At 74.8% G+C, this 15373-nt stretch carries 2 protein-coding genes; both read left to right on the forward strand.

Annotated features, from left to right (window positions below; all coding sequences use genetic code 11):
- Positions 1 to 73 precede the first annotated feature (73 nt).
- Entirely contained in the window at positions 74 to 10249 is a 10176-nt protein-coding gene (locus tag ACIG3E_RS40895; protein WP_399626294.1) for a type I polyketide synthase, read from the forward strand.
- A 145-nt stretch (positions 10250 to 10394) separates the two neighbouring features.
- Positions 10395 to 15373 (forward strand): beta-ketoacyl synthase N-terminal-like domain-containing protein (locus tag ACIG3E_RS40900; RefSeq protein ID WP_399626296.1); only part of this gene is annotated, 4979 nt, incomplete at its 3' end.

Consider the following 15373-nt stretch of genomic DNA (forward strand, 5'->3'; position numbering starts at 1 on the left):
GGCCCAGTACCGGCGTGCGCAGGGTCTGCCCGCGACCTCGCTGGCCTGGGGGCTGTGGGCGGATCAGGGCGGCATGGCCGGAGCCCTCGCCGACGACGATCTGGAGCGCATGAACCGGGCCGGTGTCGCGGCCCTGCCCGCGGAGGAGGGCCTCGCCCTGCTCGACGCCTCCCTCGCCCAGGCCGACGCGGCCCTCGTGCCGATGAAGCTGCGGACCGACGTCCTGCGCGGGCAGTTCGGCGGCGACGTGCCGCCGCTGTTCCGCGGCCTCATCCGCGGCGGCGCCCGCACCCGGCGCGTCGTCGAGGCCGGACCCGCCGCGGCGGGGACCTCGCTCGCCGACCAGCTGGCCGCGCTGCCGCCGGAGAACCGCGAGCGCGCCCTGCTCGACCTCGTCCGCGCCCAGGTGGCCGCCGTCCTCGGCTACACCTCCGGCGAGGACGTCGCGCCCACGAAGGCGTTCAAGGAGCTCGGCTTCGACTCGCTCACCTCCGTCGAGCTGCGCAACCGCCTGGGCGGCGCCACCGCGCTGCGCCTGCCCGCCAGCCTCGTCTTCGACTACCCCACGCCCAAGGTCCTCGCCCAGTACCTGGGCGGCGAACTCCTCGGCGGCCTGGGGGAGTCCGCGGCGGCGGGCGCCACGGCACCGGTGGCCGTGGCCGCCGCCCAGGACGAGCCGATCGCCATCGTCGCCATGAGCTGCCGCTTCCCCGGCGGCGTCGGCAGCCCCGAAGACCTGTGGCGGCTCCTCACCGACGGCGAGGAAGCCATCAGCGAGTTCCCGGAGGGCCGTGGCTGGGACACCGCGTCCCTGTACGACCCCGACCCCGACCAGGTCGGCACCACGTACGCCCGCGAGGGCGGCTTCCTGCACGACGCGGGCAACTTCGACGCGGCGTTCTTCGGCATCTCGCCGCGCGAGGCCCTCGCCATGGACCCGCAGCAGCGGCTCCTCCTGGAGGCCTCCTGGGAGGCGTTCGAGCGCGCGGGCATCGACCCGGCGACCCTGCACGGCAGCCCCACGGGCGTCTTCGCCGGGCTCATCTACCACGAGTACGGCTCCCAGCTCAGCAGCGTCCCCGAGGACCTCGGCGGCTACCTCGGCACCGGCAGTTCGGGCGCCATCGCCTCGGGCCGCATCTCGTACTCCTTCGGCCTCGAAGGCCCGGCGGTCACCGTCGACACGGCCTGCTCCTCGTCCCTGGTCGCCCTGCACCTGGCCGCGCAGGCGCTGCGGCAGGGAGAGTGCACGATGGCGCTCGCGGGCGGGGTGACGGTCATGCCCACGGCGGGCACCTTCCTGGAGTTCAGCCGTCAGCGCGGCCTGGCCCCCGACGGCCGCTGCAAGCCGTTCGCCGCCGCCGCCGACGGCACCAGCTGGGGCGAAGGCGTCGGCATGCTCGTCCTGGAGCGGCTCTCCGACGCCCGCCGCAACGGCCACCCCGTCCTCGCGGTCGTCCGGGGCTCCGCCGTGAACCAGGACGGCGCCAGCAACGGCCTGACCGCCCCCAACGGCCCGTCCCAGCAGCGCGTGATCACCCAGGCCCTCGCCAACGCCCGCCTCACGGCGGCCGACGTGGACGCGGTCGAGGCCCACGGCACCGGCACGCCCCTGGGCGACCCGATCGAGGCCCAGGCGCTCATCGCCACCTACGGCAAGCAGCGCCCCGCCGAGCGACCGCTGCTCCTCGGCTCGGTGAAGTCCAACATCGGCCACACCCAGGCCGCCGCCGGTGTCGCCGGTGTCATCAAGATGGTCATGGCCATGCGCCACGGCGTCCTGCCGCGGACCCTGAACTTCGACGCGCCGACCCCCGAAGTGGACTGGTCGGCCGGGACCGTGGAGCTCCTCGCGGAGTCCCGCGCCTGGCCCGACCGGGACGGTGCGCCGCGCCGCGCGGGTGTCTCCTCGTTCGGCGTCAGCGGCACCAACGCCCACGTGATCATCGAGGCGCCGGAGCGGCCCGAGCGGCCCGCGGCCGACGAGGCCCCCGCGCCGTCGGTGGTCTCCGGCGTGATCCCGCTGGCCCTCTCGGGCAAGACGCCCGAGGCGCTGCGGGCCCAGGCCGGACGGCTGCGCGAGCACCTCATCGCCCACGCGGGCCTCGCGCCCGCCGACGTGGCCTGGTCGCTGACCGCCGCGCGGTCGCGGTTCGAGCACCGGGGCGTCGTCCTCGGCCGGGACCGCGAGGCACTGCTCGCCGCCCTTGAAGGCCTGGAGCGGGACGACGCGGCCGCGCAGGGCGTGGTCGTGGGCCGCGCCCAGGGCGACACCGTCCGACCCGTGTTCGTCTTCCCCGGCCAGGGGTCGCAGTGGGCCGGGATGGCGCGTGAACTGCTCGATGAGTCACCGGTGTTCGCGGAGCGGATGCGTGAATGCGCGGATGCGCTCAGTGAGTTCGTGGACTGGGACCTGCTTGAGGAGCTGGGCGGCGAGAACTTCGACCGCGTCGACGTGGTCCAGCCCGTACTGTTCGCCGTGATGGTGTCGTTGGCTGCGGTGTGGCAGGCGGCTGGGGTGAAGCCTGCCGCTGTGGTGGGTCACAGTCAGGGTGAGATCGCGGCCGCGTGTGTGGCGGGTGCGCTGTCGCTGCGGGATGCCGCTCGTGTGGTGGCGCTGCGGAGCCTGGCGATTCGTGAGCTGTCGGGTAAGGGCGGCATGGTGTCGGTGCCGTTGCCCGAGGCCGACGTACGGGAGCTGCTGACGGCGTGGGGTGACCGCGTCTCGGTCGCCGCCGTCAACGGCCCCGCCCAGGTCGTGGTGTCCGGCGAGCCGGAGGCCCTGGAAGAGCTGGTCGCGCAGTGCGTGGCCCGCGATGTCCGCGCCCGTACGATCCCGGTGGACTACGCGTCGCACTCCTCGTACGTGGAGGAGATCGAGGCCCAGATCCTGGAGGCGCTGGAGGGCGTCAGCCCGCAGGCCGCCGAGGTCCCGCTGTACTCGACCCTGACCGGGGCCTGGCTGTCCGATGACACTCTGATGGACGCGGGCTACTGGTACCGCAACCTGCGCCAGACCGTCCTCTTCGAGCACGCCACCCGCGGCCTCCTCGCTGAAGGCCACGGCCTGTTCCTGGAGATGAGCCCCCACCCCGTCCTCACCGTCCCGGTGCAGGCCACCATCGAGGCCGCCGGGCGCGAAGGGGTGGCTGTCGCCCTCGGTTCGCTGCGCCGTGACGAAGGCGGCGCCGACCGGCTCATGGCCTCGGTCGGCGAGGCCTACGCGCAGGGCGCGGACCTCGACTGGCGGGCCCTCGTACCCGGCACCCTCGTCGACCTGCCCACGTACGCCTTCCAGCACCAGCACTACTGGCTGGTGTCCCCGGAGGCCGAGCCGGGCGCCGAGCCCGCCGTCGCCGTGGACGAGGTCGAGGCGCGCTTCTGGGAGGCCGTCGAGCGCGAGGACCTGGAGCAGCTCGCCGCCGAGCTGGAGGTGGCGGACGGCTCCGCCGCCGAACTCGGCGCCGTCCTGCCCGTCCTGTCGTCGTGGCGGCGGCAGCGGCGCGAGCGGTCCACGATCGACAGCTGGCGCTACGCCGTGAACTGGAAGCCCCTCGCGGGCAGCCTCCCGGGCCCGGTCCTCACCGGCCGGTGGCTGGTCGTCGTACCCGAGGAGGCGGCCGCGCACCCGTGGACCGCGGGCGCCCTGGAGGCGCTGGCGCGGGCCGGTGCGGAAGCCGTCGAACTCCGCGTCACCGGAGCCGAGTTGACGCGTGAGGCGCTGGCCGGACGGCTGCGCGCCGACCTCGCCGACACCGCCGGGCTCGCGGGCGTCGTCTCCCTGCTCGCCCTCGCCGAAGCGCCCCACCCGGCGCACCCGGTGCTGCCCGCCGGGCTCGCCGGTACCGTCGCGCTGGTGCAGGCCCTCGGCGACGCGGACGTCGAGGCCCGGCTGTGGGCCCTGACCAGCGGCGCCGTGTCCACCGGCCGCGGCGACCGGGTGCAGAGCCCCGCCCAGGCGCAGACCTGGGGCCTCGGCCGCGTCGTCGCCCTGGAGCACCCCGAGCGCTGGGGCGGACTCGTCGACCTGCCGGAGGCCCCCGACAGCCGTACCGGGGCCCGCCTCGCCGGGATCCTCGCGGGCGTCGGCGACGAGGACCAGCTCGCCGTGCGCGGCTCGGGCGTCCTCGTGCGCCGCCTCGTACGGGCCGAGCCCGCGGCCCCGGCCCGGGAGACCGGTTCCGGGTGGACGCCGCGCGGCACCGTCCTGGTCACCGGCGGCACCGGAGCGCTCGGCCCGCACATCGCCCGCTGGCTGGCCCGCGAGGGCGCCGAGCACCTGGTGCTCACCAGCCGCCGCGGCCCGGACGCGCCCGGCGCGGCCGAACTCCGCGCGGAGCTGGAGGAGATGGGCGTCCAAGTGACCATCGCGTCCTGCGACGTCGCCGACCGCGACGCCGTCGCGGCGCTCCTGGGCCGTCTCGCCGCCGACGGGCACACCCTGCGCGCCGTCATCCACGCGGCCGCGCTCATCGAGCTCGCGCCGATCGCCACCACCACGCTTGAGGAGTTCGCCGACATCGTCGCGGCGAAGGTCGCGGGCGCCGTCGTCCTGGACGAACTCCTGGACGGCGAGGCGGCCGCGGAACTCGACGCGTTCGTGCTGTTCTCGTCCATCGCGGGCGTCTGGGGCAGTGGCGACCACGCCGCCTACGCCGCCGCCAACGCCCACCTCGACGCCCTCGCCGAGCACCGTAGGGCACGCGGCCTGACCGCCACCTCGATCGCCTGGGGCGTGTGGAACGTCGTCAACCCCCACCTCAGCGGCAGCGCGCCCGTCGACGTCGACCCCGAGCAGCTGCGCCGCCAGGGCCTGCCGTTCCTCGACCCCGGTCTGGCCTTCGCGGGCATGCGGCAGATCCTGGACGACGACGAGACGTTCCTCGCCCTCGCCGACGTGGACTGGGAGCAGTTCGTGCCCGTGTTCACCTCGCGCCGCGCCCGCCCGCTGCTCGCGGACCTGCCCGACGCCCAGCGCGTCCTCGCCGCCCAGGGCGGAACCGGGGACGCCACCGCCGACGGCGGGACCTCGACCAAGGCGTCCGCGCTGCGCGAGCGCCTGACCGGCCTCGCCGGGCCCGAGCGGGACCGCGTCCTGGTCGACCTCGTGCTCACGCACGCCGCCGCGGTCCTCGGCTACGAGTCCGCGGGGGCCCTCGACCCGGAGCGGGCCTTCCGCGAGTTCGGCTTCGACTCGCTCACCGCCGTCGACCTGCGCAACCGGCTCGGCGCCGCCACCGGTCTGAAGCTGCCCACCACGGTCGTCTTCGACCACCCCAACGGCACCGCCCTGGCCGCCTATCTGCGCACCCAGGTCCTCGGCGCCGACGCGGTCGCCGCCCCCGCCGCCGTCGCACCCGTCGCGGCGGCCACCGACGAGCCCATCGCCATCGTCGCCATGAGCTGCCGCTACCCCGGCGGCATCAGCAGCCCCGAGCAGATGTGGCAGGTCCTCAAGGACCGTACCGACGTCGTCGGCGGCTACCCGGCGGGCCGCGGCTGGGACACCGCCCACCTCTACGACCCCGACCCGGAGACCCCCGGCACCACCACGACCAGGGGCGGCGGCTTCCTGCACGACGCGGGCGCCTTCGACCCGGCGTTCTTCGGCATCTCGCCGCGCGAGGCCCTCGCCATGGACCCGCAGCAGCGGCTCCTCCTCGAAACCTCCTGGGAGGCGTTCGAACGCGCCGGGATCGACCCCAAGGCCGTACGCGGCGAGACCGCAGGGGTTTTCGTCGGCACCAACTACCAGGACTACGGCACCGCGCCCGGTCAGGTCTCCGCGGGCGCCGAGGGCCACATCCTCACCGGCAGCGCGCCCAGCGTCATCTCCGGCCGCATCGCCTACACCTTCGGCCTCGAAGGCCCGGCGGTCACCGTCGACACGGCCTGCTCGTCCTCGCTCGTCGCGATGCACCTGGCCGCGCAGGCCCTGCGCCAGGGTGAGTGCTCGCTGGCCCTCGCGGGCGGCGTCGCCGTGATGTCGTCGCCCGGCGCCCTGATCGCCTTCAGCCAGCAGCGCGGCCTCGCCGACGACGGCCGGTGCAAGGCCTTCGCGGCCGCCGCCGACGGCATGGGCATGGCCGAGGGCGTCGGCCTGGTGCTCCTGGAGCGCCTGTCCGACGCGCGCCGCAACGGCCACAAGGTCCTCGCGGTCGTACGGGGCTCCGCCATCAACCAGGACGGCGCCAGCAACGGCCTCACCGCCCCCAACGGGCCCTCGCAGCAGCGTGTGATCCGTGCCGCCCTCGCCAACGCCCGCCTGACGGCGGCCGACGTGGACGCGGTCGAGGCGCACGGCACGGGCACCACGCTGGGCGACCCGATCGAGGCGCAGGCCCTCCTTGCCACGTACGGCCAGGAGCGGCCCGAGGGCGGGGAGCCCCTGTGGCTGGGGTCCATCAAGTCCAACATCGGGCACAGCCAGGCCGCTTCCGGCGTGGCGGGCGTGATGAAGATGGTCCTCGCCATGCAGCATGGCGTCCTGCCCCAGACCCTGCACGTCGACGAGCCGACGCCCGAGGTCGACTGGACCGAAGGCGCCGTCGCACTCCTCACCGAGGCCCGCGACTGGCCCGAGCGCGCGGACGCGCCCCGGCGTGCGGGCGTCTCCTCCTTCGGCATGAGCGGCACCAACGCCCATGTGATCCTGGAGCAGCCGCCCCTGGTCGACGAGCCGGTCGCCGACGAGGAGACCGGGGCGCCGGAGCCCGTCGTCGCCGGAGTGCTCCCGCTCGCCCTCTCCGCCAAGGGCGAGCCCGCCCTGCGCGCCCAGGCGGCCCGGCTGCGCGAGCACCTGCTCGCCCGCCCCGACCTCGAACCGGCCGACGTGGCCTGGTCCCTGGCGGCGGCCCGCTCCCGCTTCGAGCACCGGGGCGTCGTCCTAGGCCGCGACCGCGAGGAACTCCTCGCCGCCCTTGAGCGCCTGGCGCAGGACGAGGTGACACCCCAGGTAGTGTCCGGCCGCACCCTCGGCGGCGTGGTCCGCCCGGTGTTCGTGTTCCCGGGTCAGGGGTCACAGTGGGCCGGGATGGCGCGCGAACTTCTCGACGATTCTCCGGTGTTCGCGGAGCGGATGCGGGAGTGCGCGGACGCGCTCGGTGAGTTCGTGGACTGGGACCTGCTTGAGGAGCTGGGCGGCGAGCGCTTCGACCGTGTCGACGTGGTCCAGCCGGTGCTCTTCGCGGTGATGGTGTCGCTGGCTGCCGTGTGGCAGGCGGCTGGGGTGAAGCCTGCCGCTGTGGTGGGTCACAGCCAGGGTGAGATCGCTGCCGCGTGCGTGGCGGGTGCCCTGTCCCTGCGGGATGCCGCCCGCGTCGTCGCCCTGCGGAGCCTGGCCATCCGCGAGCTGTCCGGTAAGGGCGGCATGGTGTCCGTGCCGCTGCCTGAGGCCGAGGTCCGTGAGCTGATCGCGGGCTGGGAGGGCCGGATTGAGGTCGCGGCCGTCAACGGCCCGGCCCAGGTGGTTGTCTCTGGCGAGCCCGAGGCCCTCGAAGAGCTGGTCGCCCAGTGCGTGGGCCAGGACATTCGTGCTCGTACGATCCCGGTGGACTACGCGTCGCATTCGTCGTACGTGGAGGAGATCGAGGCGCAGATCGGCCAGGCGCTGGAGGGTGTGAGCCCGCAGGCCGCCGAGGTCCCGCTGTACTCGACGCTCACCGGTGCCTGGCTGTCCGATGACACCCTCATGGACGCGGGTTACTGGTATCGCAACCTGCGCCAGACGGTCCTCTTCGAGCACGCCACCCGAGGCCTCCTCGCTGAAGGCCACGGCCTGTTCCTGGAGATGAGCCCCCACCCGGTCCTGACGGTCCCGGTACAGGCCACCATCGACGCGACCGACAGCCAGGCCGCCACCCTCGGTTCGCTGCGCCGGGACGAAGGCGGTGCCGACCGCCTCGCGGCCTCCCTGGCCGAGGCCCACGTCCACGGCGTCGAACTGGACTGGAAGGCCCTCTTCCCCGGCGCCCGTACGACCGTCGACCTGCCCACCTACGCCTTCCAGCGCGAGCACTACTGGCTGCTCGCCCCGCAGGAGGAGCTGTCCGAGGAGGCGCCGCTGGCCACGGACGAGGTGGAGTCGCGGTTCTGGGACGCGGTGGAGCGCGAGGACCTGGAGCAGCTGGCCGTGGAGCTCGCGGTGGAGGACTCCTCCGCCGCGGAGCTCGGCGCCGTGCTCCCGGTGCTCTCGTCCTGGCGGCGGCAGCGGCGCGAGCGGTCGACCGTCGACAGCTGGCGCTACCAGGTGGACTGGCAGCCCCTCGCGGGCACCCTGCCGACCACCGGCCTCGCGGGCCGCTGGCTGCTCGTCGTGCCCCAGGGCGCGGAGGGCACGGAGACCACGGAGACCACGGAGGTCGTCGCGGCCCTGACGCAGGCCGGTGCACACGTCGACGAACTCCGCGTCACCGCAAGCGAGATGACCCGCGAGACCCTGACCGCGCGCCTCTTCGAGCACGCCCTGGCGGCGGACGGGGAGCCGAGCGGCGTGCTCAGCCTGCTCGCCCTCGACGAGTCCGCCCTGGCGGACCACCCGGGCGTCACCGCCGGGCTCGCGGGAACCGTCGCGCTGGTGCAGGCCCTCGGCGACGCCGGGATCGGCGCCCGCCTGTGGGCCGTGACGCGCGGCGCCGTCGCCACCGGCCGCGGCGACGCCCCGGCCCGGCCCGGGCAGGCGCAGGCGTGGGGCCTCGGCCGCGTCGCCGCGCTGGAGTACCCGGACCGCTGGGGCGGCCTCGTCGACCTGCCGGAGACCGTCGACAGCCGGGCCGCGGCCCAGCTCGCCGGGATCCTCGCGGGCGCCGGGGACGAGGACCAGCTCGCGGTGCGCCAGGCAGGCGTCGTCGTACGCCGGTTCGTCCGGGCCCCGCTCGACACCGGCGCGGCACGCGAGTGGACGCCGCGCGGCACCGCCCTGATCACCGGCGGTACGGGCGCGATCGGCGGCCATGTGGCGCGCTGGCTGGCCCGCGAGGGCGCCGAACACCTGGTGCTCACCAGCCGCCGCGGCCCGGACGCGCCCGGCGCCGAGGAACTCCGGGCCGAACTGGAGGAGCTGGGCGCCAAGGTGACCATCGCGGCCTGCGACGTCGCCGACCGCGAGGCCGTCGCCGGGCTGCTCGACCGGCTCACCGAGGACGGGCACACGCTGCGCTCGGTGTTCCACGCGGCGGGCGTCGGCCAGGGCCAGCCCCTCGCGGACATGTCCGCGGCGGACATCGCCGCCGTCCTGGAGGCGAAGGTCGCGGGCGCCGCACACCTCGATACGCTCCTGGCCGCCGAGGCACTGGACGCCTTCGTGCTCTTCTCGTCCAACGCGGGCGTGTGGGGCAGCGGCAGCCAGGGCGCCTACGCGGCCGCCAACGCCCACCTCGACGCCCTCGCCGAGCAGCGCCGCGCCCGCGGCCTGACCGCCACCTCGGTGGCCTGGGGCCTGTGGGCCGGGGGCGGCATGGCGGGGGACGACGGCGAGGAGCAGTTCCGCCGCCGCGGCCTGCGCCCGATGGCACCGGACCTCGCGGTCACGGCCCTGGCCCAGGCGGTCGCGTACGACGAGACCTTCCTCGCCGTCGCCGACCTGGACTGGGAGCGGTTCGCGCCCGCCTTCACCTCGGCCAGGACCAGCCCGTTCATCGGTGACATCCCCGAGGTGCGCCGGTACGAGCGGTCCGTGGCGGCCGAGACGGAGACGCGGGCCGACACCGGCGACGACGCCGCGGCCGAGCTGCGCCGCCGCCTGACGCCGCTCACCGAGCCCGAGCGGGAGATGATCCTGCTCGACCTGGTGCGCACGCACGCGGCCGCCGTGCTCGGCTACGGCGACGCGGAGTCGATAGACGCCCACCTGGCCTTCCGCGAGCTGGGCTTCGACTCCCTGACGGCCGTGGAGGTCCGCAACCGCCTGAACAAGGCCACGGGCCTGCGGCTGCCCGCCACCCTCGTGTTCGACCACCCGACGTCCGCCGTCCTGTCCCAGTACCTGCGCGGGGAACTGCTCCAGGACGACGCCGACGGCGTGGACTCCACGCTGCGCGAGCTGGACCGCCTGGAGGCGGGCCTCGGCACCATCGCGCCCGACGACGGCGACCGCATGCGCATCACGATGCGGCTCGAAGCGCTCATGGCGAAGTGGAAGGGCACCGACGCCGAGGCGCCCGCCGACGGCGAGAAGGTCTCCTCGCAGCTGGAGTCGGCGTCCGCCGACGAGGTCTTCGACTTCATCGACAAGGAGTTCGGCGTGTCCTGACCGAAACCGCCCGGCCGGTCCGGTGCCACGCCCGAGCGGGGCCGTGGCACCGGACCGGCCGGGCCTCTCAGCGCGGTTCTTCCGTTACTGCGCGCTTTGTCGACTGCGCGATTTTTCTGTGACTACGCGAACAGGTGAGTTTCCGATGGCGGACCAGCAAAAGCTCCTCGACTACCTCAAGCGGGTGACCGCCGACCTCCACGAGACGCGCCAGCGGCTGCGCGAAGTGGAGTCGGAGGAGCCCGAGCCCATCGCCATCGTCGGAATGAGCTGCCGCTACCCCGGCGGCGTACGCGGTCCCGAGGACCTGTGGCAGCTCGTGGCCGACGGGCGGGACGCGCTCTCCGCCTTCCCCACCGACCGGGGCTGGGACGTCGACGCGCTCGCCGGGCGCACCGGCGACGGCGCGCCGGAAGGCCCGGAGCGCGGCGGCGGCTTCGTCTACGACGCGGGCGACTTCGACGCCGCCTTCTTCGGGATTTCCCCGCGCGAGGCCATGGCCATGGACCCGCAGCAGCGGCTCCTCCTGGAGGCCACGTGGGAGACCTTCGAGCGGGCCGGGATCCCGCCCGCCTCGCTGCGCGGCAGCCGCACCGGCGTGTTCGTCGGCGCCACCGCCCAGGGCTACGGACCCGCCCTCATGGCCTCGCCGGACAACGTCGAGGGCTATCTGCTCACCGGTGACGTCTCCAGCGTCATCTCCGGCCGCCTGTCGTACGTGTTCGGCCTCGAAGGCCCGGCGGTCACCGTCGACACCGCCTGCTCGTCGTCGCTCGTGGCCCTGCACCTCGCGGCGCAGGCGCTGCGCCAGGGCGAGTGCGACCTCGCCCTGGCCGGTGGCGTCGCCGTCATGGTCACCTCCGGCGCGTTCGCCGAGTTCAGCCGCCAGGGCGGCCTCGCGGGCGACGGCCGCTGCAAGCCGTACGCCGACGCCGCCGACGGCACCGGCTGGGGCGAGGGCGTCGGCGTCCTCGCCCTGGAGCGCCTGTCCGACGCCCGCCGCAACGGCCACGAAGTGCTCGCGGTCGTACGGGGCTCCGCCGTCAACCAGGACGGTGCGAGCAACGGCCTGACCGCGCCCAACGGCCCGTCCCAGCAGCTCGTCATCCGCCAGGCCCTCGCCGCCGCCCGCCTCGCCACCAGCGACATCGACGCCGTCGAGGGCCACGGCACCGGCACGGTCCTCGGCGACCCCATCGAGGCCCAGGCGCTGCTCGCCACCTACGGCCAGGACCGCCCCGCGGACCAGCCGCTGCTCCTCGGCTCGGTGAAGTCCAACATCGGCCACACCCAGGCCGCTTCGGGCGTCGCGGGCGTCATCAAGATGGTCATGGCGATGCGCCACGGCGTCCTGCCCGAGAACCTGCACACGGACCGCCCGAGCACGCACGTCGACTGGTCCGCCGGAGCCGTGGAGCTCCTCACGGAGGCCCGGGAGTGGGCCGCGCGCAAGGACGGCGGCCCGCGCCGCGCGGGCATCTCCTCCTTCGGCGTGAGCGGCACCAACGCCCATGTGATCGTGGAGCAGGCCCCCGTCGAGGAGCCTGCCGAGACCGTCGAGCCGGTCGCGCCGGTGACGGCCGTGCCGTGGCTGGTGTCGGCGCGCAGCGCGGAGGCGCTGCGGGCGCAGGCCGAGCGGCTGCGCGAGCACGTCGCGGGCGGCCCCGGCCAGGACGCCGTGGACATCGGCTGGTCGCTCCTGTCGGGCCGGTCCGCGCTGGAGCACCGCGCGGTGGTGTTCGGCCGCGACCGCGCCGACCTCCTCGCGGGCCTGGAGACCCTGGCGTCCGGCGGCCCGGCTGCTGTGACGGGCGCGGTGGCCGAGGGCCGCCTCGGCGTGCTCTTCACCGGCCAGGGCAGCCAGCGCCTGGGGATGGGCCGTGAGTTGTACGAGACGTTCCCGGTCTTCGCGGCTGCGCTGGACGAGGTGTGCTTCCATATTGACCAGTGGATAGAACGTTCGCTCCAGAGCGTCATGTTCGGTACGGACGCGGACCTCCTTGAGCAGACGGGCTACGCGCAGCCCGCGCTGTTCGCGATGGAAGTGGCCCTGTACCGGTTGGTCGAGTCCTTCGGCGTACGTCCGGAGGTCGTGGGCGGTCACTCGATCGGTGAGCTGGCTGCCGCGTACGTGGCCGGGCTGTGGTCGCTTGAGGACGCGGCTCAACTGGTCGCGGCGCGGGGTCGGTTGATGCAGGCTCTGCCCGAGGGCGGGGCGATGCTGGCCGTGCAGGCCACGGAAGCCGATGTGCTGCCCCGCCTGTCCGACCGCGTGGGCGTGGCCGCCGTGAACGGCCCCGCTCAGCTGGTGCTCTCAGGCGAGCGCGGGGCCCTCGAAGGCCTGGAGCAGACCCTTCGGGGCGAGGGCCGGAAGGTGAAGTGGCTGAAGGTCAGCCACGCCTTCCACTCGCCCCTGATGGATCCGGCCCTGGATGACTTCCGTAAGGTCGCGGCCAAGTTGACGTACCAGGACCCGACGCTCCCGGTCGTCTCCAACCTCACCGGCGTGCTCGCGAAGGCCGCAGAGCTCAAGGACCCGGAGTACTGGGTCCGTCACATCCGTGAAGCGGTCCGCTTCCACGACGGCCTGGGCGCCCTCACCAACTTCGGCGTGTCGACCCTCCTGGAGCTCGGCCCCGACTCCGTGCTCACGGCGATGGCGCACGACACCCTCACCGACCCCGCCGCGCAGGCGGGCCTGGTCGGCGCGGTGCGCAAGGACCGCCCCGAGCCCGACGCGTTCCTGACCGCCCTCGCCAAGGCGCACGTGCGCGGCGTCACCGTCGACTGGACCCCGCTGTACGCCCCGGTCGAGTCGCGGCGCCGCGTCGACCTGCCGACGTACGCCTTCCAGCACCAGCGCTACTGGCCGCGCCCCGCCGTCGGCGGCGTCGGCGACGCGCGTGCCACCGGCCTGAACCCGGCGGACCACCCGCTGTTCGGCGCCGCCGTCGCCCTCGCCGACATGGACGGCTACCTCTTCACGGGCAGGCTCTCGCTCGCCTCCCACCCGTGGCTCGCGGGCCACGCCCTGGCGGGCACCGTCCTGCTGCCCGCCACGGCCTACGTCGAGCTCGCCCTGCACGCCGGACACCGCGTCGGCTGCGCGCACCTGGAGGAGCTGACGCTCCAGGCACCCCTGGTCCTGCCCGAGCGCGGCGGCGTGCAGATGCAGCTCGCCGTGGGCGCCGCCGACGCCTTCGGCCGCCGCCCGGTGAACCTCTACTCGCGGCCCCAGCACGTGTCCGCCGACGACCTGTGGTCCGACGAGCCGTGGCTGCGCCACGCCACCGGCACGCTCGCCCCCGCCCCGGCCGCCCGCCCCGCCGACGCCGACCTCGCGCAGTGGCCGCCCGCCGACGCCGAGCGGGCCGACACCGAGGCGCTGTACGAGAGCCTGGCCGCCGCCGGGTTCCGCTACGGCTCGGCCTTCCTGGGCCTGCGGTCCGTCTGGCGGCGCGGCGACGCGCTCTTCGCCGAGGTCGCCCTTCCGGAGGCCGAGCGCGACGAGGCCGGTGCGTACGGCCTGCACCCGGCCCTCCTCGACGCCGCGCTGCACCCGCTGGGCCTCGGCACCTTCGTGTCCGACACCGAGCAGGGCCGCATGCCCTTCTCCTGGACCGGGGTGTCCCTGCACGCGACCGGCGCGTCCGCGCTGCGCGTCCGCCTGACCGCCGCGGGAACGGACGGCGTGGCCCTCACCGTCGCCGACACCGACGGCCAGCCGGTCGCCGCCGTGGACTCCCTGGTCCTGCGGCCCATCGCCGCGCCGGACGCGGGCGCCGACCAGGGCGGCCGCAACGACTCGCTGTTCCGCGTCGACTGGAGCGTGGTGCCCGCGCCCGCCGTGACGGCCGGTGCCGCGTATGCGGTGCTGGGTGCGGACGAGTGGGGTCTGCGGGGCGCTCTGGAAGGCGTCGGCGCGACGGTGACGACGTACGCGGACGTCGCCGCTCTCGCCGCGGCGGTCGAGGTCGGGGCTCCCGTGCCGGAGTCCGTCTTCGTCACGTGCGTCGGCGGGCAACGCGCGGGCGGTACGGCCGCATCGGTGCGCGCCTCCCTGAACAGCACGCTCGGCGTCGTGGGGGAGTGGCTGTCCTTCGCGGGCGGTGAGGAGTCGCGTCTGGTCGTGGTGACGTCCGGTGCGGTGGGTGTGGGCGCCGGTGACGTGGTGTCGGCCGAGGGTCTGGTGGACGCCCCGGTGTGGGGTCTGCTGCGGTCCGCGCAGTCGGAGAACCCGGGCCGGATCGCCCTCGTCGACCTCGACGGCTCGGCGGCGTCGCTGAACCAGGTGCCCGGCCTCCTCGCGCTCGACGAGCCGCAGGTCGCCGTGCGGGGCGACGTGGTGTGGGCGCCGCGCCTGATGCGCGCGGGCGGCGGCGCTCTCGCGGCCCCGGCCGGTGCGGACTGGCAGCTCGGCGTGACCGGACGGGGCACGCTGGAGAACCTGGCGCTGCTGCCCGTCGCCGAGGACGCCGAGGTGTCCGGCAGCAGGCCGCTGGGCGCCGGTGAGGTGCGCGTCGAGGTGCGCGCGGCGGGCGTCAACTTCCGTGACCCGCTGATCGCCCTGGGCATGTACCCGGGCGACGCGGTCATGGGCACCGAAGGCGCGGGCGTCGTCGTGGAGGTCGGCCCGGACGTCACGGACCTCGCCGTCGGCGACCGGGTCCTCGGCCTCCTGGAGGGCGCCTTCGGCCCGCTGTCGGTCGCGGACCGGCGTATGGTCGCGCGGATCCCCGAGGGCTGGTCCTTCGCGCAGGCCGCGTCGGTGCCGACGGTGTTCCTCACGGCGTACTACGCGCTGCGGGACCTGGCCGGTCTGGAGGCGGGCGAGACGGTCCTGGTGCACGCGGCCGCCGGTGGCGTGGGCATGGCCGCGGTGCAGCTGGCCCGGCACTTCGGCGCCGAGGTGTACGGCACGGCGAGCGCGGGCAAGTGGGACGTCCTGCGGGACCTCGGCGTCGAGGAGTCGCACATGGCCTCCTCGCGGACGCTGGACTTCGAGGCCGCGGTCACCGAAGGCACCGCGGGCCAGGGCGTGGACGTGGTGCTCAACTCCCTGGCCAGGGAGTTCGTGGACGCCTCGCTGCGACTGCTGCCGCGCGGCGGACGCTTCGTGGAGAT

The organism is Streptomyces sp. NPDC053474 (assembly GCF_044544845.1).
Taxonomy (GTDB): Bacteria; Actinomycetota; Actinomycetes; order Streptomycetales; family Streptomycetaceae; genus Streptomyces.

Bases quoted from the DNA above. Each gene is read 5' to 3' on its own strand.
- ACIG3E_RS40895 (WP_399626294.1), top strand. From the start codon at position 74: ATGGCCGGAGCCCTCGCCGACGACGATCTGGAGCGCATGAACCGGGCC.